This is a genomic window from Prosthecobacter sp. GW821-HT29F12 (assembly GCF_058803405.1).
Window position 1 is genome coordinate 2,289,522 of sequence record NZ_CM179517.1, and the last position, 26,922, is coordinate 2,316,443.

Consider the following 26,922-nt stretch of genomic DNA (forward strand, 5'->3'; position numbering starts at 1 on the left):
GCACCTTCAGCTTTCCGGATACACCGCCACGGCCATGACGCCTTCACTGGGCAGCCAGCCGACAACTTCCACCCTCTGGAGCGGCTTGACCGACGATCCCATGCCTTTGCGCACAGTTTCCAAAACTTTCTTCTGCGTGTCCTCGGTCACCGTCGAGCCAAACAACCCGGCCAGATCAGAAAGCATGGGAGCAGGCGCATTCACACCGCCAGCCGTGGTCACCGGCGTGCGTGTCTGCCCGCAGGCGAGAATGGTGTCACGGATGGCTTCCGGCGTCATCGCTCCCGAAACCACCACCAGCCTGCGCAGGCGGGTCTCAGCTGTCGGCGACTGCACTATGGCAGGCGCAGGAACCGCCGCTACGGCGCCAACCGGGGGCTTGATTGACTTGGAAGGCTTCAAGAAGCCACGCGGCCCATCTGCATGAAACGACGCACCGGTGCCCAAAGCCTGCGGCAGCATGGGTTCCTCCGCGCTCAAAGCAGCGGAAGAAACAAGGAAAACAGCGACCAAACGAAAGACAGAAAATTTCACGAAGGCGCGGTTTTTATCATGTCGGCTCTGAAGTGACAATGATAAAAATCAGAACGGACGCGATTTCGAGGGCCTCAGTGCATTCCGATTTTGCTCCAAACCGCCCTTCCGAACAAGGATCCAAGGCCCCAGCCCCCTGCAAATCAGGCCGCCGCAGGCATGGCGGAGGACTGCCAGGCGGACAAAGTGGGGGTCCGCAAGGCGGGGTTCCACGGTCCATCCTCTTCGGTGTGTTCCACCTCCCGGGCCAGAAGGCAAAGGTCCTGCGTCACACGGTGGGCATACTGGCACAGGTTGTTTTTCAACTGCGTGTAGGACTCGATCGAGAACCGTCCATCAGCCCTGCCCGGCGATTGCTGCCCCAGCGCCTCCGCGAGGGGCCTGGATTGCGGAGCATAGGGATCGGCAGCCGTCCCGAGGACCCGCAGGCCATTCATCCATTCTGCCTGTACCCGCGCCTCATATTCATGGCGCACCTGCATCGGCAGGGCACTGGCGTTTTCCATCAGCATCGCCTCCACACAAACCGCCATCAAATGCCGCATGGCAGTGGCCAGCGCACGCTGCGCCTCCACCAGCAGTCTCACCTCCTCGCGCCACGCCGGCCGGGTGTACTCCTGCTGAAAATGCCAGGCCAATGCAGCGGTGATGCGTGTCCAGCCAGCCAGTTCAAAGACGGCGAGCTGTTGTGATGTGATCTCGTGCTCCTGCAAGGATTCCGCCTGCGCCGCCATCACCGCAGCGGCGCTGCGTGTGTCCGTCCCCAGAACTGCGAGGCTCGTCAGGTCATGCCCCAGGTGCAGCATGTGACAGGCCAGCGTTCTTTTGCAAAGCTTGTCGCGTTGCATTTTCTCGCGCTCACACGCAGCCCCGTACTCACCCTTCCATGCCTGCACCATCGATGCTGCCGGGGCCCATTCCTCCGGCGTGCCCATTGGCACCGGCAGCAGGCGATGTGCAGGCGGCGGGTGGCCAAACATCTCATTCACGGCAGCCTCGCGGACTTGCGCTTTGCGCATCAATTCAGCGACCTCCAAATCCACGCTTTTTTGCAGCTCGGCCTCCTGCGCGTGACGCTGCCGCTTGTCCATCTGCACCCGTCCCACGTCATCGGTATCCACCAGATCAAACTTATTGAGATCCATGCCAAGCTCCACCTCATACCAGTAGAGCGACACCTTTTTGCACAGGCCTGTAAAATCACTAAACAACTGCTCCGCAGGCATGTCCAGATGGCACACTCCCTTGGCCGCCGTGTCCTTGAGCTTTTCAACCCGTTCATTCAGCGCCGGATGCGTGCTCCACCAGGAGGATGCCTCCGCCATAGCCTTGCGTTTCACCTTCTCCCGCAAAGACTCCGACATGGCCCACTGGCAGCTGGCGATGCGCCCCGGCAAATTTTCCGGCAGTTCACCCTGCCCCAGCTTCGAGAACAGGTTCTCCACCGTGGCTTTTTCCGCCTGGCCCAGCAGCTCCAGTTGCACCAGCGCACCAGCCATTTCGCTGCTGCCCGCCACCTGTGCCCCGTAGGCATCCGCGTCGTATTCCATCTGCCTTGAAAAAAAGCCGCTGATGGCGCCCCCGGCCTGCATGAGAATCCGGAGAACTTTCCTCCCCAGACAAACCATCCAGCTGGCAAACAGCCCTACGAAGCCGAAAAAGCCCTCCCTGGCAGTCAGCGCTTGCAGCCGCTCATCCCACTGGTCACGATCCAGCACCACGCGGGCAAACCAAAAATTGATGCTGCGCACGAGATAGTTCAGCCGCATGCCCCCGCCCTGCGAAAAGTGACCAAACTCATGCGCCAGCACCCCGGCCAGCTGGCGTGCCGTCATGCCCGCCACCAACGGCATGCCGATGCTCAGCACCATGTCGTGGCCGAAAAAGCTGGCCATGCCGCGCCGGAATGAGGCTGACGCGTTCACCCGGGAGTCCACCTCCACCATCACGGGGCGCGGCGCTCCCACCAGATCGCAAATGCGGTAAATCAGCGCAAACAACGCCGGCTCTGAAATCGGGTCCAGGGTCACGGTCGGCGGCTGCTCCGGCAGCGGCGCAAACAACGGCTTCGTCATGAACACCAGGCAGATCACTCCTGCCACAGTCACAGCCAGATATAGCAAACCCGCCAGCACCGTCGCCCTCCCATGGTGATGACTCCACTCCGCGACAGTCCTGATCCACTCCAAGTCATGCTGCACATGCCATTTAAGCAACCAGCCCATGCCAGCGATCAGCATGAGATACAGCAGCGGAAGGATAATCAAACCCAGCAGCACCAGCAGCATTCCTAAACGATAACCTAGCGACACACGCCTGCGCGCAAAGCCACCGGAAAAACTGCCGGTCACAAGCGTGGTCATGTCTGCTCGTGTTTTCGGCTGCATGAAAAGTGGAAAACTACGCACGCTGCATTCCACCCGTCAACGACCGCACTTCACGCTCGCAACATTCATTCTCATTGCACGTTTGAGACGCACTTGAAGCCAGCCTTTGCCTGCAACATGCTTCTCCCACATGAACCGCCGCCGACTGCTCCAATCTGCCGCTTTGGCCTTGTGTCCGGCATCATGCGCTAAACAGCACCGCAGTCCCCTGCCTTACGCGACGCTGCACGAACTCTCCGCCATGCTCAAATCGGAACACACCACGCCCCTGTTGCTGGTGGAGCATTGCCTCGAACGCATCGCGCAGATCGACAAAGGCGGCCCGCACATCAATGCCATCATCGAGTTAAACCCAGCCGCAAAATCCCTCGCCACCTCCTGCCCGCCCGGCCCGCTGCACGGCCTTCCCATTCTGCTCAAGGACAACATCGAGACAGCGGATGCCATGCAGACCACCGCCGGCTCGCTGGCCTTGCGGGATCACAAACCGCAGCACGATGCCGCCCTCGTCACCCGCTTGCGTGAAGCAGGCGCGATCATTCTCGGCAAAACCAATCTCAGCGAATGGGCCAACATCCGCTCCCCCAATTCCACCAGCGGCTGGAGCGCACGTGGAGGGCTCACCCTCAATCCACACCTCCTCACCCACAGCGCCAGCGGTTCCAGCTCCGGGTCTGCCGCCGCAGTCGCGGCAGGACTCGCCCCTGCAGCCATTGGCACGGAGACCAACGGTTCCATCGTCAGCCCCGCCAGCGCCTGCGGCATCGTCGGCTTCAAGCCCACCGTCGGCTTCATCAGCGGCAGCGGCATCATCCCCATCACCCACTGGCAGGACACCGCCGGCCCCATGACCCTCACGGTCAAAGATGCCGCCCTTCTCATGCAGGTGCTCGCTGCAGGCTTCACCGTCGATTTAAAACCAGACGCCCTCAAAGGCGCACGCCTCGGTGTAGTGCGTAGCCAGTGCGGCAAAAACACGCAGGTGCTCGCCCTGTTTGAAATCGCACTCCAAAAATTGCGCGAAGCCGGGGCCATCATCATCGATCCGGTGCGCCTGCCCAACTCGGGAGCCGCAGGTGGACTCTCCTGGCAGGCCATGCTCATCGAGTTGCGCACAGATTTAAACGCCTACCTCGAACAGCGCGGTGGTGACGTGCGCTCCCTTGCCGAACTCATTGCCTTCAACGAAAAACACCGCGAAGCAGAAATGCCCCACTTCGCCCAGGAGTTCTTCGACCAGGCGGAAAAACTCAGCACCCCGGAGATCATCGCCGAAGGGGCCGAGTTGAGAGCAAACGCCCGCCGCCTCGCCGGCCCCGAAGGCATCGATGCCGCTCTGCAGTCTCACCAACTCGACGCCCTGATCTGCCCCACCAACGACCCCATCGGCCGCATTGATCTCGCCCATGGCGACACCAACGACCGCGTCGCCAGCACCCCCGCCGCCGTCGCTGGTTATCCCCATCTCACCGTACCGCTGGGTTTCGTCGACGCCCTCCCCATCGGCTTCTCCCTCATGGGCACCGCAAACGCCGATGCCCGCATCCTCGCGTTGGGGCATGCGTTTGAGCAGATCACACAGGCCAGACGTGCACCGGAATTTCGGCCATAGTAGTCTCGAGCTTCAGCTTGCCTCTGGAAAACGCGCTTGCCCCCAAGGCGAGCCAAGGCTCCATCGTACACATCGACGCATTCAATCAAATCACGCAGGCAAAGCAAGATCCTCGTCACTCCCCTTGTCAGGCGGCGTTTGAGCAAAAAACGCAGGAAACTTCTTCACCGACTTACTCAGCACACGTTTGATGGACTGCCTGATCCACCAGCTCGCGAAGCTGGCAAGATCACCTTCCTTGCTCGGGTCAAATCGCTCCACCGCCTTCATCAGACCGATATTGCCTGCGGAAATAAGGTCTAGAATCGACACCTCAGAGCTGGCCCGTTGCTCCTGCGCGATCTTCACCACAAGCCGCAGATTCGCACGAATCAAGCCAGCTCGAACCTCGCGCACCCCTGACTCGCCCTTCTGCATAGGAGTCAGCGGCTTCGCATTGTCGATTTCACTCAGATAACGTTTGAGTCCTTCATCTCGTTCCATGTGTCACTTTTCGATGCAGAGACAACGCAGGAAGATCCCCATCTTTGCCTCGGATTCGGCAATAAATATCTTCTGAAGACTTTTTTCTGACCTCACCCCCGCTTCGTCCCCTTCGGCACCCGCTGCTCCCGATACTCCGCCGGCGTCAGCCCCATGATGCGCCGAAAGCACCGCGTGAAATGCGCGTGGTCAAAGAACCCCAGCTCCACCGCCAGCGCGGCTACGGTCTCCTCCGTCTCCGCCAACCGCCGGCAGCCAGCTTCCACTCGCACGCGCAGCAGATACTGCCGCGCCGAGGAGCCAAAGACACGCCGAAAGCTGCGGTCAAACTGGCTCTGCGAAAGCCCGCACATGCGCGCCATCGCCGCACTGCTCAGCGCTTCGTCGGGATGCTGATGCATATGCTCGATCACCTTGGCAAAGCGCGCCTCCCCCGAGCTCCGGCTGCGCACCTGCTCTACCTGACGCGAAAATCCGGCGATGCCGATGATGTTTCCCTCCGCATCCCTCAGCGGGATCTTGCTCGACATCACCAGCCGTGGCGAGCCCTCCGCCTCAGGCGCGCTTTCCAAACGGTTCACAATGGGCGTCCCCGTGCGCATCACGATCTCATCATCCGCATGGTACTCGGCGGCACGGCTGTGCGGAAAGAAATCCTCGTCGGTTTTGCCAATGGCATCCTTCTCATGCTTCACCCCGCAGTAGTCGCAGCCGCGCCGGTTCACAGCCATGAAGCGCCCCTGGCGGTCCTTGATGAAAAATGACAAATCCGGCAGCAGGTCAAAGAGCTTCATCAACTCCGCGCCGCGTACCCGTCGTAGGAATGCCTGTGGTGAAATCGCCGCCATAATGCGCGTATTTTACACAAGCATGCCATGCCCATGCAAGACGGCATTGCAGCTCTCAGCGTATTCTAGGGCATGAAGCACCTCCAGCATTCCCTGCTCCAGCGCCGCGAGCAGCTACGGCGCATCGCCGCAAGCTTGCACCGCGGTCACACCCGCGATCTGCATCAACTCGATGCCCTGCTCGGCGAACTGGAAGTCGTCCGTTCATTCAATGATGAGGAGTTGAAAAACCTCATTCTTGTCGTGAAGCATCACCGGCCTGATCTGGCGCTCATGCTGCTCACCCATGTACGAACCGCTAAGGACCGCCAGAGCCTCGGTACCTGCCTCGCCACCATATGGAGCCGCATCGATATCAACGCCGCCTGGCGGGCCATCACCGCCAGCAGCCTCCCCGAGTCCGAACGCCTCGCGCTGCGCAGCGCCATGGTCTGACGCCAAATGTCGGCCACAAATCAGCCAGATCGGCGCAAAATTCCGCGCCGAAGCTTCGTAAGCATAATCATACCAGTCAGCAACATTTTCATACCAAACCGCAAACCTGCATGCGCATCAACACCACCTTGCTCTTCACGCTCCTCGCCTCCTCTGCGGTTGCGGCGCAGCCCATCGGCTTCAACAAGGACATACGCCCCATCCTTGCAGACGCCTGCTTCCACTGCCACGGCCCCGATCCAGGAACGCGCAAAGCCGGACTGCGCCTCGATACCGAGGCCGGTTTCTTCACCGCCAAGGAAGGTGAAAAGCCCACGGTCATCAAAAACCAGCCGGAGATCAGCAACCTCTTCCAGCGTCTCATCACCAAGGATGAAGACGAGCTCATGCCGCCACCGGAATCGCACAAGACACTCAAACCGGAACAGATCGCGCTGGTGAAGGAATGGATTGCCCAAGGTGCCTCATGGCAGCCGCATTGGTCGCTCATCCCCCCGCAACGTTCCGCAGAGCCGCAGGTCAAAGACAGCGCGTGGATCAAAAATCCGGTGGATCGCTTCATCCTCTCCAAGCTCGAAGCCGCCGGCCTCAAGCCCAACGCGCAGGCAGATGCACACTCGCTCATCCGCCGCGTGTCGCTGGACATAACTGGCCTGCCACCTTCACCGGAACTCGTGGCCCGCTACGCGCCGAAGGACGGCAGCCCTATCTCCGACGCCGCCTATTCAGAGCTCGTCGATGAACTTCTCAAATCCCCCGCCTATGGCGAGCACCGCGCACGTTACTGGCTGGATGCCGCACGCTATGCCGATACCCATGGCCTGCACTTTGACAAAGAGCGCGAGATCTGGCCCTACCGCGACTGGGTCGTCAAAGCCTTCAATCGCAACGAGCCCTTCGATCAGTTCACCGTCGAGCAGATCGCCGGCGACCTCCTGCCCAAGCCAACCGAAGACCAGCTCATCGCCACCGGCCTGCAGCGCTGCAACATCACCACCAACGAAGGCGGCACCATCGATGAAGAAAACCTGGCCAACTACGCCAGCGACCGCGTGCAGACTCTCGGCTGGGTTTACATGGGCCTCACCACCAACTGCGCCCAGTGCCATGATCACAAGTTTGATCCCATAACCCAGCGCGACTACTACTCTCTCGCCGCCTTCTTCCGCAACACCACGCAGAAGCCCAAGGATGGCAACGTGAAGGACGGCCTCGGCCCCATCTTGGTCCTGCCCACCGATAAAGACCGCCCACGCTGGAGCGCATTGCCCACCGAAATCGCCGCCGCCAAAACGAAGCAGAACGATTCACGCAAAGCCGCCAAGCCTCTCTTCGATCTATGGCTCACCAGCGCCAAGCCCGAGGACCTCGACAAAGACGTGCCCACGAAGGGCATGACCGCCCATGTGCCCCTCAATGAAGGCACCGGCAGCGAAGTCACCGGCACCTGCGGCACCGCCAAGACCTTCAAGGCCGTCGGTGAAGTCACCTGGAAGCCCGATGGCAAACTCGGCCCCGCTCCCGTGATGAAACCCAACGGCACCTTTGAGATCGGCGACGTGGGCGACTTCGAAAAAGATCACGCCTTCAGCTACGGTGCCTGGGTGCGCGCAGATCGCGCCGGAGTCTCCGGCAGCATCCTTGCCCGCATGGATGAAAAGAACGGCTATCGCGGCTGGGACCTCTTCCAGAGCGACACCCGCCTCTCCGTCCACATCGTCAGCAAATGGCCTGACGATGCCATCAAGGTCTCCACCGCCAAACCCGCTTTGCGCCCCGGCGTCTGGCAGCATGTCTTTGTGACCTACGATGGCAAAGGCAAAGCAGGCAGCGTGCGCATCTATGTGGATGGCGTCGAAGTTCCCATCAAGCCCGATACCAACGCCCTCAAAGGCAGCATCAAAACCACCACACCCACACGGATCGGCCAGCGCAGCAATGGCGCCTACTTCAGCGATGGCGGCGTGCAGGACGTGCGCATCTACGACCGCCAGCTCTCCGCCACCGAAGTGCAGACGCTTTCCAAAGTGGGCCCTCTTCGCACCATGCTCGCTGCGAAAAAGCGCGGCCCCAAGCAGCAGGAGGCACTCTTTGAGCATTTCCTCGTCACCCGTGACGCCACCTATCAGGCAGCCCTCGCCACCAGTACCAAGCTCACCGCCGAGCAGGATGCCATCAAAGCCCGCAGCCCACTCACCCACATTCAGGAAGAGCGCATGGACACCAAACCCATGGCCAACATCCTCATGCGCGGCCAGTATGACAAAGTGGGTGAAGCCGTCGAAGCCGCCGTGCCCGCAGCCCTCGGCAAACTTCCCGCCAATGCACCGAAGAACCGCCTCGGCCTCGCCAAGTGGCTCGTCAGTCCGGAGAACTCCCTCACCGCACGTGTGACGGTGAATCGCTTCTGGCAGGAGCTCTTCGGCACCGGTCTGGTCAAGACCACCGAAGACTTCGGCATCATGGGCAATCCTCCCACGCATCCCGAACTGCTCGACTGGCTCGCTGTGGAGTTCCGCGAAAGCGGCTGGGATGTGAAGCGCCTCTTCAAGCTCTTCGTCACCTCCGCTGCTTATCGTCAGGCCGCCATCCTCACACCGGAGAAAATCGAAAAAGACCGCGACAACGCCCTGCTCTCCCGCGGCCCGCGCTTCCGCATGGATGCCGAGATGATCCGCGACTACGCCCTCGCCGTCAGCGGCACGCTCTCCCCTCGCATGGGCGGCCCTGGCACCATGCCCTACCAGCCGGAAAACGTCTGGGAAGTCGTCGGCATGGGCACCGAAAAGTACAAGCAGGACAACGGCGAAAACCTCTACCGTCGCACCCTCTACAACTTCTGGAAGCGCACCGCTCCCTCCCCCAACATGGAGGTCTTCAACGCCCCCACCCGCGAAGTGAGCTGCGTCCGCCGTGACCGCACCAACACTCCGCTGCAGGCTCTCGTCACCATGAACGATCCCCAGTTCATTGAAGCCGCCCGCAACCTCGCCCAGCACACGCTCAACAATGTCAAAGGCGACGACACCGCCAGGCTCACCGACATCGCCGAACGCGTCCTCTGCCGTCCGCTCAAAGCCCAGGAAACACCCATCCTCACCGCCAGCCTCGCCGACCTCCGCAAATTCTACAGCGCCCAATCAGCCGATGCCGAAGCCCTCCTCAAAGTCGGCGAATCCAAAACCGACGCCACCCTCCCCAAGCCCGAACTCGCCGCCTGGACCATGCTTTGCAACGAGCTCATGAATCTGGACGAAGTCCTCAACAAGTAATCACACCGCCATGAATATTCTCCACGAATGGGATATGTACCAAACCCGCCGCCAGCTCTTCTCACGCGGTAAAAATGTACTCGGTGGTGCCGCTCTCGCATCCCTCCTCGGCGAATCATTTGCCAATGCCTCAAACAACGCCGCCATGGGGCCACAGTTCCCCCCGAAGGCTAAGCGCGTGATCTACCTGCACATGGTTGGCGGTCCTGCGCAGATGGACTTGTTCGACTACAAGCCCGAGATGCAGAAGTGGTATGACAAAGACCTGCCGCCAAGCATCCGCAATGGCCAGCGCCTCACCACCATGACCAGTGGCCAGGCACGCTTCCCCATCGCGCCGTCGAAGTTTAACTTCGCCCAGCGCGGCCAGTGCGGCATGTGGATGAACTCCGACCTCCTGCCCCACCTCGCCAAAAACGCCGACGACATCTGCTGGATGCGCTCGCTTCATACCGAGGCCATCAATCACGAGCCCGCCATCTGCGCCATGCAGACCGGCAATCAGATCACCGGCCGCCCCTGCCTCGGTTCTTGGGCCTCCTATGGCCTCGGTTCCATGAATGAGAACCTGCCCACATTCGTCGTCCTCATCGCCACACCGACAAACCGTGAGCAGGAGCAGGCCATCTCCTCGCGCCTTTGGTCAAACGGCTACCTTCCCGGCGAGCACGCAGGCGTTTCCTTCCGCAGCAAGGGCGATCCCATCCTCTTCATCAACAACCCGCCCGGCGTGCCCGACAGCGTGCGCAAGCGCACCATCGAAGGCCTCAACGCCCTCAACGAGATCAACTACAAGCAGGTCGGCGATCCCGAAACGCACACGCGCATTCAGCAGTACGAAATGGCCTTTCGCATGCAGGCCAGCGTGCCCGAGCTCACCGACATCAACAGCGAACCCGAACACATCTTCAAGCTCTACGGCGAAGAAGCCCGGAAGCCCGGCACCTTTGCCAACAGCGTGCTCATGGCGCGCCGCCTCGCCGAGCGCGGCGTGCGCTTCACCCAGATCTACCTCAACAACTGGGACCACCACAGCAACGTCGGCGGTCGCATGCCCAGCCAGTGCAAAGACGTCGACCAGCCCTGCCACGCCCTCATCGAAGACCTCAAGCAGCGCGGCATGTTTGATGACACCCTCATCATCTGGGGCGGTGAATTCGGCCGCACCATCTACAGCCAGGGCGGCCTCACCAAGGAAAACTACGGCCGCGATCACCACCCCCGCTGCTTCACCATGTGGATGGCCGGCGGCGGCTCCAAAGGCGGCGCCATTTACGGCGAGACCGACGACTTCAGCTACAACATCGTCAAAGACCCGCTCCACATCAGCGACTTCCACGCCACCGTCCTGCAGCTCCTCGGCTTCCACGCCGACCGCTTCAGCTTCAAGTTCCAGGGCCTCGACGCCAAGCTCATCGGCGTCAATCCCGCGAAGCCGGTGAAGGCACTGATGGCCTGATCACTTCCGGTTCAGTCCCCTGTACTTCCCCGGTGCCATCCCCGCATACCGGCTGAAGTGCCGCGTAAACGCGCTCTGATCACACCACCCCGTCTCGATGGCAATGTCCGCCAGCGAGCGATCCGTCTCACGCAGCAGCCGCGTCGCCTCATCCAGCCGCAGCTTGTGCAGCAGTTGCAGCGGACTCATTTGAAACAGCCGCTGCACCCGCTGCTCAAACTGATACACACTCAGCCCCGCTTTCTTCGCGATCTCCTCAATCCTCAGGCTCTCGGCAAAGTGCTGCTGCATATGCTTTAGCGCCGCCGCCAGTTCCGCGAAGCCACCCGCCTTGTCACTCGGCGCATTCAAATCACGCGAGATGCCCGTCACGCCAATGATGCGCCCCTTCGCATCCCGCAGCGCATGCTTCGTCGTCAGGCACCAGCCCGCCTTGTGGCCTGGATAGATGTGCAGCTCCAGCTGATGCTCCACCGGCTTCCCCGTTTTCAGCACCGCCTCATCCTGCCTCGCGTAGCTTGAGGCCAGCGCTGCCGGAAACACCTCCGCAGGCCGTTTGCCGATGAGCTTCGTCTTGTCGCCTCCCGCACAGCGGTCCGCCAGCGTCTGATTCACCCGCGCATACCGCCCCGCAGCATCCTTGATGAAAAACACCACATCCGGCAGCGCATCGAAAAGCGACTCCGTCGTCGCATGCTCGGAGAATGGGCCGGTGGATTCCATGGTTTTGACTGAATTGGCAGTCGCTCAGCCAAAAAGCAATCAAGACCCTTTGGCCATCCCATTTCATGCTCCGCCATGTCTCTACCCAAATGGTCCGGCGTCTTCCCGGCAGTCGTCACTCAACTCCACGAAGATCAGTCCCTCGATCTCCCCGCCTCAGCCCGCCACTTCGAAGCCCTCATCGACTCCGGCATTTCCGGTCTCATCGTCTGCGGCTCCCTCGGTGAAAACCAGTGCCTGCAGCCCGATGAAAAACGCGCCGTGCTCAAGTGCGCCATCGAAACCGCCAAAGGCCGCATCCCCGTGGTCAGCGGCGTGGCAGAGATGAGCACGCGTGCCGCCATTCAATACATGCAGGATGGCGAGCAACTCGGCGCAGCCGGTTTCATGGTCATGCCGCCCATGGTTTACAAAAGCGACCCGCGCGAAACCGAACACTGGTTCCGCACCCTGGCCAAAGCCACGCCCCTGCCCTGGATGCTCTACAACAACCCCGTCGGCTATCACACCGATGTGACCCCGGAGATGTTCGCGCAGATCGCCGACATCGAAAACCTCACCTCCATCAAGGAAAGCAGCGCCAACCCACGCCGCATCACCGAACTGCGCAATCTCGTCGGAGATCGCTACCAGCTCTTCACGGGCGTGGATGACCTCATCCTCGAATGCAGCATCCTCGGCATTGATGGCTGGGTCGCTGGCAGCGGCATCGCTTTCCCTAAAGAAAACCAAAAACTCTGGGAACTCACCCGCGCCGGACGCTGGGATGAAGCCCGCACCCTCTACCGCTGGATGCAGCCTCTCATGAAGCTGGACACCCACATCCACTTCGTGCAATACATCAAGCTCCTCTGCCAGGAGACCGGCCTCGGCAAAGAGTGGTGCCGCGAGCCACGCCTGCCCCTCGCAGGAACCGAGCGCGATCAAGTCATCAAGATCATCCGCGATGCTATGGCCAAGCGCCCGCAATGAAGCGCATCCCCATCATCGACTCCCACACCGGCGGCGAACCCACGCGTGTCGTGCTTGGCGGCATGAGTCCCGAGGATCTCGAAACCTACCGCCGTGCCATCCTCTGCGAGCCGCGCGGGCATGAAGTCATCGTGGGAGCACTCCTCACGGTGTCCAAAGATGCGTCATGCACCGCTGGCGTCATCTTCTTCAACAACGTCGGCCTCCTCGGCATGTGTGGCCATGGGATGATTGGTCTCATCACCACCCTGCGGCATCTGGGTAGCATCTCGTCAGGTGAGCACCGCATCGAAACCCCCGTGGGCATCGTCACGGCCACCTTGCATGAGGATGGCCGGGTGAGCATCCGCAACGTTCCTTCTTATCGCAAAGCCAAAGCCGTTCAGGCAGGCGGCGTCAGCGGAGATGTCGCTTATGGTGGAAACTGGTTTTTTCTGGTCTCCGACCACGGCCTCGCCCTCACGCGCGAAAACATTCCGCAGCTCACCCAGGCCAGCCTCGCCATGCGTGATGCCATTCATGCCGCCGGATTCCCCGAAGTCGACCACGTCGAACTCTTCGCCCCTGCGCACGATCCCGCGAATCACAGCCGGAGCTTTGTCCTCTGTCCCGGCGGCGAATACGACCGCTCCCCCTGCGGCACCGGAACCAGCGCCAAGCTCGCCTGCCTCGCCGCAGATGGAAAACTCGCCCCCAATGAAATCTGGCGGCAGGAAAGCATCATCGGCAGCGTCTTCGAAGGCAGCTACACCCCCACGGAAAACGGCATCATTCCGACCATCACCGGCACTGCTTACATCACGGCCGAGTCCACCCTCATCCTTGATCCTGCTGATCCGTTTCAATTTGGCATCCCATGAAATCCATCCTGCTGCTTCTGCTCTCCACAAGCGTCATGGCCGCTGACTTTGAGCAAGCCCTCAGCTTGCCCAAGCGCACAGAAAACCTCGTCTTCCGTGATCGCGTCAAAGCAAACTGGCTGCCGGACGGCAAATCATTCTGGTACCGCACCCAAACCGGACCCAAGACCCACGAATTCGTCGTCATCCAGGCCGCCACCGGCGAACGCAAAACGGCCGCCTCGCTCAAAGATATCGGCCTCCCCGAACAGGAAGCCCTCAAGTCCTCCACCGCCAAGATCGAGCTTCGCAAAACAACCCGCACCGGCGAGGAGTCCGGCCTCAAGTTCATTAATCAGCTCGATGCCGACGTCGACCTCTTCTGGATCAATCAGCAGGGCGAGCACATCCGCTATGGTGGCATCCGTGCGGGAACCGAACGCGAGCAGCACACCTTCGACGGACATGTCTGGCTCATCACCAGCCGCACCGGCGAGCACCTCGCCATCATCGAAGCCGGCCCTCTCGTCCAGACACTCATCATCGACGGCAAAGGCATCTCTAAAGCCAAAGAGGAAGACAAGAAGCCCAGGGAGCCCGGCTTCAGATCACCCGACGGAGCATTCCTTGTCACGAGCGAAGCCGATCCCGTCACACGCCGCCAGATCACCCTCGTGGATTCCTCGCCCAAAGAAGGCGTTCAACCCAAACTCAAAGTCCTCGACTACCTCAAGCCCGGAGATCCCCTGCCCAAGCCGCAGATGATCATCACCCGCAAAGACGGCCAGAAGATTCGTGTGCCCACGGACCTCTATCCAAACCCCTTCACCGAATCCGGCAAGCTCAATGTCACCTGGGCCCCCGACAGCCACGAGTTCTACTTCGACTACAACCAGCGCGGCCACCAGCTCTACCGCATCCTCGCCGCCGATCCTAAAACCGGCACCGTGCGCACCGTCGTCGAGGAAACCTCCAAAACCTTCATCGACTACACCCACAAAACCTGGCGCCATTGGCTGCACACCACCAGCGAACTCCTCTGGATGAGCGAGCGCGACGGCTGGTGCCACCTCTACCTCTACGACACCAAAACCGGCCACGTTAAAAACCAGATCACCCATGGCGCATGGCCAGTACGCGAAGTCCTTCACGTCGATGACTCAAAGCGCCAGCTCTGGTTTCTCGCCAGCGGCTTGCGCAAAGAAGAAGACCCCTACCACCTCCACCTCTGCCGCATCAACTTCGACGGCACCGGCTTCCAGCAGCTCACCCAAGGCGATGGCAATCACCACGTCGAGTTCTCCCCAAACCGCGACTTCTTCACCGACACCTATTCCCGCGCCGACCTCCCGCCCGTCCATGAACTCCGCCGCAGCCGCGATGGCAGCCTCGTCTGCGAACTCGAGAAAGCCGATGCCACAAAACTCCTCGCCGCAGGCTGGACCCTGCCCGAGCGCTTCGTCGCCAAAGGCCGCGATGGCACCGCCGACATCCACGGCATCCTCATCAAGCCCTCGCACTTCGACCCCGCAAAGAAATACCCCGTCATCGAAGACATCTACGCCGGACCTCACAGCGCCTTCGCACCCAAGGAATTCGGTCGCCTGCTCAATCAGCACATCCTCGCCGAACTCGGCTTCATCATCGTAAAACTCGACGGCATGGGCACCAATCATCGCGGCAAAGCCTTCCACGATGTCTGCTGGAAAAACATCAAAGACGCCGGCTTCCCCGACCGCATCGCCTGGATCAAAGCCGCCGCCCAAACCCGCCCCTGGATGGACCTCACCCGCGTCGGCATCTACGGCGGCAGCGCCGGCGGCCAGAACGCCATGCGTGCGTTGCTCGATCATCACGATTTCTACCACGTCGCCGTCGCCGACTGCGGCTGCCATGACAACCGCATGGACAAAATCTGGTGGAATGAGCAGTGGATGGGCTGGCCCGTGGATGAAAGCTACGCCCGCAGCTCCAACAAAGACGACGCCCACAAATTGGAAGGCTATCTCCTCCTCATCGTCGGCGAACTCGACACCAACGTCGATCCCGCCACCACCACGCAAGTCGTCGGCGCCCTCCAAAAAGCTAACAAGACTTTCGACTTCATGCCCATCACCGGCACCGGCCACGGCGCCGCCGAAACACCCTACGGCTCACGCCTCCGCATGGAGTTTCTCGTCAAGCATCTGAAGCCATGAGCAGCCACGTCACCATCCTCGGCGCAGGCGTCATCGGCCTTAGCACGGCGCTGTACTGCGCCCGTCGCGGCATGCAGGTCACCATCATTGATCAAAAGCCTGCGCAAAGGGATGGCTGCTCCTTTGGCAACGCAGGAATGATCGTCCCCAGCCACTTCATCCCCCTCGCCGCGCCAGGCATGGTCCGCCTCGGCCTCAAGTGGATGTGGAATCCCGAATCCCCCTTCTACATCAAGCCCCGCCTCGATCTCGATCTCCTCTCCTGGGGCCTGCACTTCTGGAAAGCCGCCACCAAACAACGCGTCGCCGCCGCCGCGCCCGCACTACGAGACCTCAGCCTGCTAAGCCGCCAGTGCTTCGAAGACATCGGCCTCGATTTCGGCTTTGTCAAAAATGGCCTCCTCATGCTCTGCAAGCAGCAGCAGACCCTCGATGAAGAAGCCCACATGGCCGCTCAGGCAAATGCCCTCGGCATCCCCGCCCAAGTCCTCGATGCCAAAGCCACCGCCGCACTCGATCCCAACGTGACCATGGATGTCTGCGGCAGCGTTTACTTCCCCAAAGACTGCCATCTCCCCCCCACCCGTTTCATCTCCACCCTCGAAACCGAACTCACACACCTCGGCATTGAGTTTCTATGGGAAACAGAAGTGAAAGGTTTCAAGGTCGAAGACAGCACACTGCGCGCGATCAATACCACAAGAGGTGAAGTCGAAGGTCAGGAAGTGGTGCTTTGCAGCGGCGTCTGGTCAGCGGATCTGGCGAAGTCTCTGAATCTCAAACTGCCCATGCAGGCAGGCAAAGGCTACAGCCTCACTCTGCCACAGCCAAAGCAGCTCCCTTCACTCTGCAGCATCTGCACGGAGGCACGGCTCGCCGTCACCCCCATGGATGGCACTCTACGAGTCGGCGGCACCATGGAAATGGCCGGCATCGATGAATCCATCACCCAGCGCCGCGTGCGCGGCATCACCCGCGCCTTTCCCACCTACTTCCCTGCGTTTGCGGAAAGCGACTTCGCTGAAGTCAAACCCTGGAGCGGACTGCGCCCTGTCTCGCCCGATGGCATGCCCTACATCGGCCGCACCCAGCGCTGGAAAAATCTCACCCTCGCCACCGGCCATGCCATGATGGGCCTGAGCCTTGCCCCCGCGACAGGAAAGATCGTCAGTGATCTGCTTGCCGGAGAGAGTCCAGTCTTGTCACTCGATTTGATGTCACCCGACCGCTTTGCATGAAAACCGCACTTGCCACCCTTCTCTTCGTATCGACGGCTGCGCTAGCGCTGGACCGCCCCAAGCTCCAAATCATCAATGCAGCTCCAAATGCAGTAGAGGTTTTCTGGCTTAACCCTGATGGCCAGCGCGTATCCAATGGCAAAATCGAACCCGGCAAGGACCGCATCATTGGCACAACCCTCGGACATCGCTTCGTGATCGTGGATGACGGCAAAGACACAGAAGTCGTGAGCAGGGTGCGCGTGCAGGGCTTGCGCTACGATCCTGCTGCAAAGGATGGCGTGCCATCGTTTTACACACAGCGAGCCAGTGCGGGCGGCTTTCCCATCGTAGCCTCCGCAAAGGTCAGCCCATATGCAGTGAAGGAGGCGGTCTATCTCGTGGACATGATGCTGGCCAGGCGATCAGACGTGCGCGCAGCGATGATCGCCAGCGGTGCACGCCTGTGCATTCTGGCTCACAACGAATTTACCACTGACCAGCCCGAATTCTCCCTCCTGGAGCCAGTGAAAGGCTTTGAGTCCCTGGGCGCCAAAAACTACTGGGATGCACGTGCGCGCGGCCTAGGCGGCAGCGAAACGGACCCTTTCTGCTCCTGCGCAGAGGAAAACCTCCTCGCTTACGATGGCGATCCGTATGACACCGAAAACATCCTCATTCACGAATTCGCCCACAATATTCACCTGCGCGGCCTGTCGAATGTGGATCCCACTTTCGACAGACGTCTGAAAGACGCCTTTGATTCCGCGATGAAAGCCGGACTCTGGAAAGGAGCATACGCCTCGTCAAACCATCACGAATACTGGGCCGAAGGCGTGCAAAGCTGGTTTGACAACAACCGCGAGAACGACGCCCAGCACAATCACGTCAATACCCGCGCTGAGTTAATCGCTTATGACCCACAGCTCGCAGCACTCTGCCGCGAGGTCTTTGGTGACACTGAATTGAAGTACACAAAACCGCAAACACGGCTCAGCGGCCACCTCGCAGGTTACACCCCATCCAAAGCGCCGAAGTTTGTGTGGCCGGAGCGGCTCATGCAGGCGCGCGGATTGATCAAGCAGCAGCAGGTCAAACGCTTTCAAGAAGCCACGGGGACGAAATCACATGATAAACGCCTGATCGCCGGCTGGACCGTGCATGTGAATGTGAAGCTGATCGAAACGGACGCACCCGCCCTGGAAAAAGCCATGCAACTTCTGCGTGCCCAGCTCGATGAGATCCTGCGCGTCGTTCCAGCCAAGGCGGTGGCGGAGCTGCAGAAAGTTCCGCTGTGGATTAATCCCGAATATCCAAACACGCGCCCCCGAGCCGAGTTTCATCCAGATGCAGAATGGTTGCGCACAAATGGCCGCGATCCCGTGATGGCGAAGGGAGTGGAATTCACCAACGTACGCATCTTTGAGGCCGAAACACGCCGCATGCCGAACTTTGCGCTGCATGAACTGGCGCACGCTTACCACAACCGCACTGTGCGCATGAGCTTTGGCAATCTGGAGATCAAGGCGGCATACGAAAAAGCCAAAGCCAGCGGCAAGTATGATCGCGTCGAACGCAAGGACAGCGAGGGACGCAGCCGCATGGAACGCGCCTATGCGATGACCAATCCGCAGGAATACTTTGCCGAATGCACCGAAGCCTACTTCACCCGCAATGACTTCTTCCCCTACACGCGGGAAGAGCTGAAGCAGCATGATCCTGAAATGTTTACCCTGCTGGAAAAGCTTTGGGGCGTGCAACCCTAGCCGACCTCAGCCCTGCTGTGACTGCCGCCGGTGTTCGGTGGGAGATGTCCCGGTGACGGCACGAAAGGTGCGAGTGAACGCGCTGTGATCGGCGAAACCGCAGTCGAGCGCAATCTGGGCGACGGAGGCATCCGTTTCGCACAACAAACGGCTGCCAACGGAGATGCGCGTCTTGGTGATCAGTTGCATCGGGCTGATGCCGTGGATGCGCCTGATGATTCGCGCAAAGCGGGCCGCCGTCATGCCAGCCTTTCGTGCAAGCAAGGAAGGGCTCACCGGATCATCGTACGCGGTTTCCAGATACCGCAGCACACGCTCCACCTTGGGAGGGACATCTTCCCGGCTGACGGGAGCCGCCAGATCTTTGGAGATGCCGATGAGACCCGACACCTTGCCGAGCTCATCGCGTACGGGCAGCTTGCTGGTGAGTCCCCATACAGGCACGTTCGGCCGCCGCCAGAAAAGCTCCAGCCGCTCCACAATGGGCTGCCCGGTTCTCAACACCTGCTCATCCTGCTCCGTCGGAATGCGTCCATAGTCCCCGGGGCAGACATCACAGGGCCTCCTGCCAATCATCTGCGACTTATCTTTGAGGCCGTGCCGATCAACTAGGGATTGGTTCACCACCAGGTAGCGCCCTTCGGCATCCTTGATGAAAAAAGCCGTGTCATGCATCAGGTCGGCCATCTGCTCGATCACACGTGCGTCGATGAGCAGCGTGCCTTTCTTGGAAAGAACGCCGGGAACAGCCGATAAGACTTTTTTCATACAGTAAGGAAAGGCCAGACATAACGGCAGCCAGTGATGCGCCTTCCACCCACGATGTCATTGTGCATTTTTTGTCAGATCCGCAGGTTAGAAGACTCAAGACACAGAGGCTGCTCCTGTCAGATAATGCAGTGAAATGCACAAGCTCGCTTTAACAACCCTCGCCGCATTGCTGATGATACTTTCCATTGGGTCTGTCGATGCTCAAACCGCGCTGGAAACGCTGCGTGCCCATGCCGCTGCCGGCGACATCAAAGCGCAGCTGGATCTGGCACATCGCCTTCGAGACGGCAAAGGCGTCGCCAAAGACGATGCCGGAGCTCTGAGATGGGCGCATATGGCGGCGGATGCCGGCAACGCCGACGCGATGGATTTTGTCGGCTTCGCCTATCTTCGTGGTGCGGTGGTGAAACGCAATCCGGCCATCGCTTTCGGTTATTTCAAAGCCGCGGCCAATGAATCTGCCCAGGCGGCATTCAATCTTGGCCAGTGCTACTACGGCGCGCAAGGCATTGAGCAGGACTGCGCGAAGGCTCTGGAATGGTGGAAGAAGGCAGCTGAGATGGGCCATGGACGAGCCGCCGCATGTGCGGCGATGGCCTATCATTCCGGTGAAGGAGTCGGACGCGATGCTGCGCAAGCTCGCCGCCTGGCAGAACGCGCGGCTGAATTGTACAATCCCTCGGGCATGGTGTTGCTCGGCGAAATGCACTTTCAAGCCGGTGAAACCGACGCAGCGATAGCAAACTGGACCAAGGCTTCAAAACTCCACCCCACGGGCATCACGGGCCATCCATCGCAACCGTCTGACAATGCCTCCGCTCAGCAAGCGGCGGATCTGCTGAGACTCATGCCCTACAGGGTGCGCAAAAGAGAACCGGGCAAGTTCGCGTTCGTTCAGATGCCGCACATCCAGCAGGGCTACAACAACTGCGGCTCCACCGCCTGCGCCATCTTTGCCCGCTTCCAAGGCAGCGAGATCGGCGGCTGGGATTTCAAGCGCCTTTGCCCCTCGCCACTAGGCACCGGCACGGACTGGGGCCATCTCCTGGATGCCTCGAAGAAGATCGGACAAAAGTGGAAACTCATCACATTCACACCCGACGACGCTGGGTTCGATCAAGCGACCGCGATGCTGAAGAGCGAACTCGACGCAGGCCGCCCAGTGGTCGTGGACTTCAAATACATCGGCCCGCAATACCCCGGTGGAAGCGCCGGCCACACGCTCAATGTGTGTGGCTACATCGCAGCGGAAAACCTCTACATCCTCTGCAATCCCGCCGTCGCCACACCGGGCATCCAGCTCATCACTGCAGACAACATGAAGAACTTCTGGCGCTCAGACCACTATGGTCAGCTCTCCAAAGGCGTGCTTTCCAGGCCAGCTTTTGTCATCGATAACCGCTGAGAGAAACCCCTGCCTTGAACACGGAACCATTCACCAACTCGCCAAGCCATGAAATCCACCACTGCCCTGTTCGCCCTGCTGCTGTGCGCAGCCACGCTGCACGCCAAGCCCCTGAAGGTATTCATCCTCGCCGGGCAGTCGAACATGGAAGGGCATGCGAAGATCGAGACGTTTGATTATATCGGCGATGATCCGGCCACCGCGCCGCTGCTGAAACAGATGCGCGGGGCAGATGGCAAACCTACGGTGTGCGATCACACTTGGATTTCATACTACACCGGCAAATACGACGGCAGCGCGAATGGCGAAGGCACGGGGAAGCTCACGGCGGGCTTTGGTGCGCGAGACGATGCAACGAAGTCGAACGGCAAGATCGGGCCGGAGTTCACCTTCGGCCTCACGATGGATGCTGCACTGAAGGAACCTGTGCTTATCATCAAGACCGCATGGGGAGGCAGAAGCCTGAACACCGAGTTTCGCCCGCCGAGCGCGGGGCCGTATGAACTCAACGACTACCAGAAGAAGCTCTACTACGGCCCGCCGGGTCATGGTGTTCCGAAGGACATGACTCAGTGGCTTGCGGAGAAGAAACAGGAAACTGGGCGCTTCTATCGCTACATGGTCGAGCATGTGAAGCGTGTGCTCGCTGATCCGAAGCGCGTGTGTCCGGCCTACGACGCTGCACAGGGCTACGAGATCGCGGGCTTCGTCTGGCTTCAGGGATTCAACGACATGGTGGATGGCCACACCTATCCTGACCGTGGCAAGCCCGGGCGGTATGCAGTCTATAGCGACCTGCTGGCAAAGTTCATCAGCGATGTGCGAAAGGATCTGAACGCACCCCAGATGCCGTTTGTCATCGGCGTGATGGGCATAGGCGGCGCGAAAGCCAGCCCAGACATTCTTTCCTTCCGCGAGGCAATGACCGCGCCATCACTGCTCCCCGAATTCAAAGGTAACGTCATCGCCGTGCAGACCGCGCCGTTTTGGTCAGAGAAACTCGGAGCCATCGACGACAAAAGAGCCCATGTCCGCCAAATGGGCTTCTACCTGAACTCAAAGCACAAAAACCATGCCAACGCCGACGGCCACATGACCGAAGAACAGAAGCGCGATTATTTGAAGCAGTATGAAGCGAAGCTCATCTCCCCTGCTGAAGGGGCGCTCTGGCAACGCGGCGCATCCAATGCCGGCTACCATTATCTCGGCTGCGCCAAGACCTTTGCACTCATGGGCCGCGCCTTCGCTGAAGCCCTTGTTCATCCAAGGCAGACATCGCCTGCGGTGGAACCCCAGCAGGGCGAGATGGCCGGTTATCTGTTTGGTCCGGCGGAAAAAGTGCCGGAGGAGTTCAACGGCGGCTTTTCACTCTACGCGGCTGCGTGGCCGCTGGTAGCGACTTATCCGGGACATAAGTTCCAAACCGGACTCTGCGGCACCTGGATGCATCCGCAGAATGAGGAAGGAAAAAAACCGGAAGGCAAATGCTACACCGACATCGAAGGCGGCCTCGGCTGGTGGCGCGACACACACTTCCCCACCACCACGCCCAAGTTCATCATGGGCGGCGTGGGGCCGAATTTTTCCTTCATTGCCAACGGCCCCGGCTACGGCGCAGGCACCTGGGAAAAGCCGCGCGGCCAGTATGGAGTGGCCCAGCTCAGCCCCTGGCTGCTGTTTCCACTCGATGGCCTGAACCTCAAGCAAGGAACCAGCGGTGAACTCTTTGGTTACGGCTATCTGCCTCTGCCGCTGACCAATCCGAAGAGCACCACGGCAGGCAAGAACACGCCCACAGGGAATCAAAGCTGGACGCTCTTTCTCAATACCGCCAACTTCAAAGGACCTGCCGCTTTCTTCACGCCGTTTTTCTGGACTCAGGCCACAGTCGAACACCCCGAGTGGGCAGAAATGCTGCTCGACTCACGCCCCGCCGGCCCCAACAAAGCCATCCAGATGGAGACGCAGCACGTGCCTGCCGTTCTCACGAAAGACGCAAACGGCAAGGAGTATGCACGAGTAGCTCCGACATCATTCCCTATCGGCCCCGATGGCACCTCCACCGTGTTGCACCGGCTCACCGCTTATAAAAAAGCAGCCCTGTGGGATCATGTGCAAAAATGGTTCGATGGCGGCGCACCAGCCGATGGCGCGATCAAAGCAGACGCATCCGTTGTTCATACCTTCCGCACAGGCGGCGGCTCAAACTGGAGCATCTATCCACCAGGAACAAAACGGGAGGAGAAAGTGCCTCTGGCCTGGAAGGACTTCGCCACATCCTTCACACCAGATCCAATCACCTTTGGCTATCAGTGGAACAAGCAACTCACACGCAGCAGCGGCTCGCTCGTCACTCTGCCGGAATACTACGCTCTGGGCACCAACGGCAAAAAGCCGCAGTGGAATGTCCTGCCGCCTCAGGAAGTGCCTTCGGAACTGGGCCTCACGCAGCACCGCTTTGAGACCCCCGCCGAAAAGCCACAAGAGCCACGTACCACCCCCGATGATGCAGCAAGTAGTTGGAAGAAACCCGGCCCCGTCGCCGGCCCTTTCAAAGCCCGGCTCGGGGATGGCAGTGTAGTGACCTATTATTGGTATCGCTTCGCCGACCAGCCCGCGATGCTCAATGCCGACCTCACCGACGAAGAGCGTGAACAAGTACAAGCCCGCGTGGAGAAACTGCACCGCGCATGGACCAAAGACCGCAACTACCTCGTTCCACCCGATGTCGGCACACTAGCGCACATTGATCCCGCCTTAATCCTCACGCCACCCAAGGGCCTTGAGACTGGCTACGTGCCCATCGCCACTCGGCAGGAATTGGAAAAATAGCCATCGATGCACCTCATGAGATCACTAGGTTTGCTACTGCTGCAGATCAGCCTCGTCTGCGGCCACGCACACGCGGCCACAAAGCCCCATGTGCTGCTCATCCTCGCGGACGATCTCGGCTACGGTGATGTGCGCTGCTACAATGAGCAGTCGAAGGTCCTCACGCCAAACATCGACCGCCTCGCACGCGAAGGAATGCGGTTCACCGATGCGCACAGCCCGGCCACCGTTTGCACTCCATCACGCTACAGCCTCATGACAGGCCAGATGGCGTTTCGTGTGCCCAATGGCGACACGGTGTTCCAGGGTGCTGGCGGGCCCAGCTTGATCGCGCCGGGCCGGCTCACACTTCCCGCGCTGCTGAAAAAACAGGGCTACACTACCGCAGCCGTCGGCAAATGGCATGTGGGCCTCACCTTTCGCGACAGCCTCGGCGAAGCGATTCACCAAGGTCGATTGGAAGACGTCCGGCGCATTGATTTCACACGTCGCATCGAAGGCGGGCCGCTTGATCACGGCTTTGAGCACTTCTTCGGCACGGCCTGCTGCCCCACGACCGACTGGCTCTATGCCTTCATTGATGGCGACCGCATACCCGCCCCACCCACGGCCCCCATTGATAAATCGAAACTGCCCAAGCACCCCTATGCGAACGACTGCCGCGCAGGCCTCATCGCACCAGATTTCCCGCTGGAGGAAGTGGATCTGCTCTTCCTCAAGAAAAGCCGCGAGTTCATGGAAGAGCACATGCGCACCGCACCTGACAAGCCCTTCTTCCTCTACCACGCCACCCAGGCCGTGCATTTGCCGTCCTTTGCCGCGCCTGAGTTCCAGCACAAAACGCAGGCCGGCCCGCATGGTGATTTCATCGGCGAACTGGATCACATCATCGGTGAGTTGATGAAGGAACTCGACAAGCTCGGCATCGCGGACAACACCCTCGTCCTCTTATCCAGCGACAACGGTCCCGAAACCACCAGCGTCGTTCACATGCGCGCCGATCATGATCACGATGGCGCCAAGCCCTGGCGCGGCATGAAGCGTGATGCATGGGAGGGCGGCCACCGCGTTCCGTTCATCGTTCGTTGGCCGGGTCATGTGAAAAGCGGCAGCACCAGCGATCAACTCGCCAGCCTCACTGATGTGATGGCCACGCTCGCTGCGGTCACCGGCGCGGAGCTTCCGCACAATTCCGCAGAGGACAGCTTCAATCTGCTGCCCGTGCTCGAAGGCAAAGCAACGGCCCCGGTCCGTCCCTATCTGCTCACGCAGGCCTTCGGCGGACAGCGCACGCTTTCCATCCGCCGTGGCGCATGGAAGTACATCGACCATCGAGGCTCCGGCGGAAACAACTACGCCAGTCCCGAGTTGAAACGCTTCGCGCTGCCCGAAGTCTCACCTGAAGCACCAGGCCAGCTCTACGAGCTCGCCAGCGATCCCGGTGAAACCACCAACCTCTATTTCAAACACCCCGAAATCGCCACCGAACTGAAAGCCCTGCTCGATAAATCCAAGACCGAAGGCCGCAGCACAGAACCCAAACAACCATGAGCGCCGTCTCCATCTTCAATGACGTCATCGGTCCCGTGATGCGCGGGCCTTCCAGCTCCCACTGCGCTGCGGCACTGCGCATCGGGCGGCTGGCGCGTGATCTGATGGAGGGAAACATCACGGATGTGCTGGTGGAGTTTGACCGCGCAGGCTCACTGCCAACCACGCATGAGAGCCAGGGCAGTGACATGGGGCTCTTTGGCGGATTGCTAGGCTGGGACGCCGATGATGAGCGCCTGCCCGACTCCGCGCAGGCTCTCGCAGACGCCGGGATCAAACTGCGCATCGAAACCGTGGAAGTCGGAGATCCGCATCCAAACACTTACCGGCTGATGCTTCGCAATGCCCATGAGCAGCACACACTCATCGCCATCTCAACCGGCGGCGGCATGATGGAGGTGCTCACCATTGATGGCGTCCCCATGCCCATGGACGGCGGCTATCATGAGACGCTCATCTGGCTGCCAAAGACCACCTCCGCTGAGTTTGAGGCCGATGAAGTCCTTCATCATGACGCAGGCGAATGCCAGATCCTCCAAGTCAAGTCGGCCGCATTTGCAGCCACGGATCACCTGCCCGTCATTGCCGTCAAACGACTCTCTCCCGTGCTCCCCGTACCTTCGCGCAAAGACATGCGCGTGCCGTTCACAAGCTGCACAGAGATGCTCACCCACGATGCCGAGCGCCACACGCCGCTGTGGCGGCTGGCCGTCGAGTATGAAATAGCGCGCGGAAATTTCCCCGAGCGCGAAGTCATCGACAAGATGATCGCCATCGTGCGCATTCTTCGCAAGTCGATCGCCAGCGGCATCGCGGGCACGCATTACGAAGATCGCGTACTTGGGCATCAAAGCGGGCGCTTCAATGAACTGATGCAGGCGGGCAGGCTCCTCGATGGCGGAGCACTCAATCGCATCGTGCTCTACGTCACCGCATTGATGGAAGTAAAAAGCTCCATGGGCGTGATCGTAGCCGCTCCGACCGCAGGCGCCTGTGCGGCGCTGCCCGGTGCGGTGATCGGCATGGCGGAGGCTCTCGGCAAGTCTGAGGAGGATATGGCTCTGGCCATGCTCGCAAGCGGAGTCATCGGCGTCTTCATCGCCACGCGCTGGACCTTTGCCGCAGAGGTGGGCGGCTGTCAGGCTGAGGGTGGTGCCGCCGCCAGCATGGCCGCCGCCGCACTCGTCACCCTCGCTGGCGGAACTCGGAATCAGGCCATCGCAGCAGCCTCGATGGCGTTTCAGAGCATGCTCGGTTTGATCTGCGATCCCATCGCCAATCGCGTCGAGGCCCCCTGCCTTGGCAAAAATGTCATGGCCGCCAGCAACGCCCTCTCCTGTGCCAACATGGCCCTCGCCGATTTTGATCCGCTGATCCCCCTGGATGAAGTGATCGACGCCGCCAAAAACGTCGCCGCCATGATGCCGCGCGAGCACCGTTGCACCTCCCTCGGCGGACTGGCGATCACGCCGACCTCGCTGGAGATCGAGCGAAAGCTTGGCGCTCGCAAAGCGCAGGGCTGCGGCGGCTGTAGCTGCCATTGACCCCGCTGCTTCCGGCGCCGCCATGCACGAGTTCCTTGAAAGAGGGTTGCGGTGAAGGGATTATTCTCTTAGCC

Annotated in this window: 19 protein-coding genes; 13 read left to right on the forward strand and 6 right to left on the reverse strand. The window is 60.4% G+C overall.

Features of this window, described 5'->3' with window-relative positions; all coding sequences use genetic code 11:
• Window positions 1-6: 6 nt before the first annotated feature.
• Both AC3RLQ_RS09380 and AC3RLQ_RS09385 read right to left on the reverse strand, forming a co-directional pair.
• Complete coding sequence (locus AC3RLQ_RS09380) at window positions 7-534, reverse strand: hypothetical protein (RefSeq protein ID WP_493036469.1); 528 nt, start codon at window positions 532-534, stop codon at window positions 7-9.
• 143 nt (window positions 535-677) lie between these two features.
• On the reverse strand, window positions 678-2,897 hold the full coding sequence (locus tag AC3RLQ_RS09385) for a M48 family metalloprotease (protein ID WP_493036471.1): 2,220 nt from the start codon (window positions 2,895-2,897) through the stop codon (window positions 678-680).
• Window positions 2,898-3,051: 154 nt separating this feature from the next.
• Between AC3RLQ_RS09385 and AC3RLQ_RS09390 the strand changes: the two genes are divergently transcribed.
• The gene (locus AC3RLQ_RS09390) at window positions 3,052-4,533 is read left to right on the forward strand and encodes an amidase (protein WP_493036473.1); all 1,482 of its coding nucleotides are present in this window, start codon (window positions 3,052-3,054) and stop codon (window positions 4,531-4,533) included.
• A 90-nt stretch (window positions 4,534-4,623) separates the two neighbouring features.
• On the opposite strand, the gene AC3RLQ_RS09395 is transcribed toward AC3RLQ_RS09390, so the two are convergent.
• Window positions 4,624-5,016: a sigma-70 family RNA polymerase sigma factor gene (locus AC3RLQ_RS09395; RefSeq protein ID WP_493036475.1), complete on the reverse strand. Its 393-nt coding sequence runs from the start codon at window positions 5,014-5,016 to the stop codon at window positions 4,624-4,626.
• A 92-nt stretch (window positions 5,017-5,108) separates the two neighbouring features.
• On the reverse strand, window positions 5,109-5,810 hold the full coding sequence (locus tag AC3RLQ_RS09400) for an AraC family transcriptional regulator (RefSeq protein ID WP_493036477.1): 702 nt from the start codon (window positions 5,808-5,810) through the stop codon (window positions 5,109-5,111).
• 126 nt (window positions 5,811-5,936) lie between these two features.
• Between AC3RLQ_RS09400 and AC3RLQ_RS09405 the strand changes: the two genes are divergently transcribed.
• The 3 genes from AC3RLQ_RS09405 (at window position 5,937) to AC3RLQ_RS09415 (ending at window position 11,030) form a co-directional block, all read left to right on the forward strand.
• Entirely contained in the window at window positions 5,937-6,299 is a 363-nt protein-coding gene (locus AC3RLQ_RS09405) for a hypothetical protein (protein WP_493036479.1), read from the forward strand.
• A gap of 110 nt (window positions 6,300-6,409) precedes the next feature.
• Window positions 6,410-9,571, forward strand: coding sequence for a DUF1553 domain-containing protein (locus AC3RLQ_RS09410; protein ID WP_493036481.1), 3,162 nt, complete (start codon window positions 6,410-6,412; stop codon window positions 9,569-9,571).
• A 10-nt stretch (window positions 9,572-9,581) separates the two neighbouring features.
• Window positions 9,582-11,030, forward strand: a complete 1,449-nt coding sequence (locus tag AC3RLQ_RS09415; protein ID WP_493036483.1) for a DUF1501 domain-containing protein — start codon at window positions 9,582-9,584, stop codon at window positions 11,028-11,030.
• On the opposite strand, the gene AC3RLQ_RS09420 is transcribed toward AC3RLQ_RS09415, so the two are convergent.
• Entirely contained in the window at window positions 11,031-11,753 is a 723-nt protein-coding gene (locus AC3RLQ_RS09420; protein ID WP_493036485.1) for a PAS domain-containing protein, read from the reverse strand. It lies immediately after the preceding gene.
• Window positions 11,754-11,828: 75 nt separating this feature from the next.
• On the opposite strand from AC3RLQ_RS09420, the gene AC3RLQ_RS09425 reads away from it, so the two are divergent.
• From AC3RLQ_RS09425 to AC3RLQ_RS09445, 5 genes are read left to right on the forward strand one after another with little or no spacing between them, the layout of a single operon-like run.
• Window positions 11,829-12,725: a dihydrodipicolinate synthase family protein gene (locus tag AC3RLQ_RS09425; protein ID WP_493036487.1), complete on the forward strand. Its 897-nt coding sequence runs from the start codon at window positions 11,829-11,831 to the stop codon at window positions 12,723-12,725.
• Window positions 12,722-13,585: a proline racemase family protein gene (locus AC3RLQ_RS09430; RefSeq protein WP_493036489.1), complete on the forward strand. Its 864-nt coding sequence runs from the start codon at window positions 12,722-12,724 to the stop codon at window positions 13,583-13,585. Before AC3RLQ_RS09425 ends, AC3RLQ_RS09430 begins: the two co-directional genes overlap by 4 nt.
• A complete protein-coding gene (locus AC3RLQ_RS09435) occupies window positions 13,582-15,762 on the forward strand; it encodes a prolyl oligopeptidase family serine peptidase (protein ID WP_493036491.1) in 2,181 nt (726 codons plus the stop codon). Before AC3RLQ_RS09430 ends, AC3RLQ_RS09435 begins: the two co-directional genes overlap by 4 nt.
• The gene (locus tag AC3RLQ_RS09440) at window positions 15,759-17,000 is read left to right on the forward strand and encodes an NAD(P)/FAD-dependent oxidoreductase (protein ID WP_493036493.1); all 1,242 of its coding nucleotides are present in this window, start codon (window positions 15,759-15,761) and stop codon (window positions 16,998-17,000) included. Before AC3RLQ_RS09435 ends, AC3RLQ_RS09440 begins: the two co-directional genes overlap by 4 nt.
• Complete coding sequence (locus AC3RLQ_RS09445) at window positions 16,997-18,745, forward strand: zinc-dependent peptidase (RefSeq protein WP_493036495.1); 1,749 nt, start codon at window positions 16,997-16,999, stop codon at window positions 18,743-18,745. The genes AC3RLQ_RS09440 and AC3RLQ_RS09445 overlap by 4 nt, the downstream gene beginning before the upstream one ends.
• A gap of 6 nt (window positions 18,746-18,751) precedes the next feature.
• Here AC3RLQ_RS09445 and AC3RLQ_RS09450 read toward each other — a convergent pair whose 3' ends face one another.
• Window positions 18,752-19,513, reverse strand: coding sequence for a helix-turn-helix domain-containing protein (locus tag AC3RLQ_RS09450; RefSeq protein WP_493036497.1), 762 nt, complete (start codon window positions 19,511-19,513; stop codon window positions 18,752-18,754).
• A 136-nt stretch (window positions 19,514-19,649) separates the two neighbouring features.
• Between AC3RLQ_RS09450 and AC3RLQ_RS09455 the strand changes: the two genes are divergently transcribed.
• From AC3RLQ_RS09455 to AC3RLQ_RS09470, 4 genes are read left to right on the forward strand one after another with little or no spacing between them, the layout of a single operon-like run.
• On the forward strand, window positions 19,650-20,921 hold the full coding sequence (locus AC3RLQ_RS09455; RefSeq protein ID WP_493036499.1) for a C39 family peptidase: 1,272 nt from the start codon (window positions 19,650-19,652) through the stop codon (window positions 20,919-20,921).
• Between the two features lie 48 nt (window positions 20,922-20,969).
• The gene (locus AC3RLQ_RS09460; protein ID WP_493036501.1) at window positions 20,970-23,753 is read left to right on the forward strand and encodes a sialate O-acetylesterase; all 2,784 of its coding nucleotides are present in this window, start codon (window positions 20,970-20,972) and stop codon (window positions 23,751-23,753) included.
• A 15-nt stretch (window positions 23,754-23,768) separates the two neighbouring features.
• Complete coding sequence (locus tag AC3RLQ_RS09465) at window positions 23,769-25,304, forward strand: sulfatase family protein (protein WP_493036503.1); 1,536 nt, start codon at window positions 23,769-23,771, stop codon at window positions 25,302-25,304.
• Complete coding sequence (locus AC3RLQ_RS09470) at window positions 25,301-26,848, forward strand: L-serine ammonia-lyase, iron-sulfur-dependent, subunit alpha (RefSeq protein WP_493036505.1); 1,548 nt, start codon at window positions 25,301-25,303, stop codon at window positions 26,846-26,848. The genes AC3RLQ_RS09465 and AC3RLQ_RS09470 overlap by 4 nt, the downstream gene beginning before the upstream one ends.
• The last annotated feature ends 74 nt before the right edge of the window (window positions 26,849-26,922 follow it).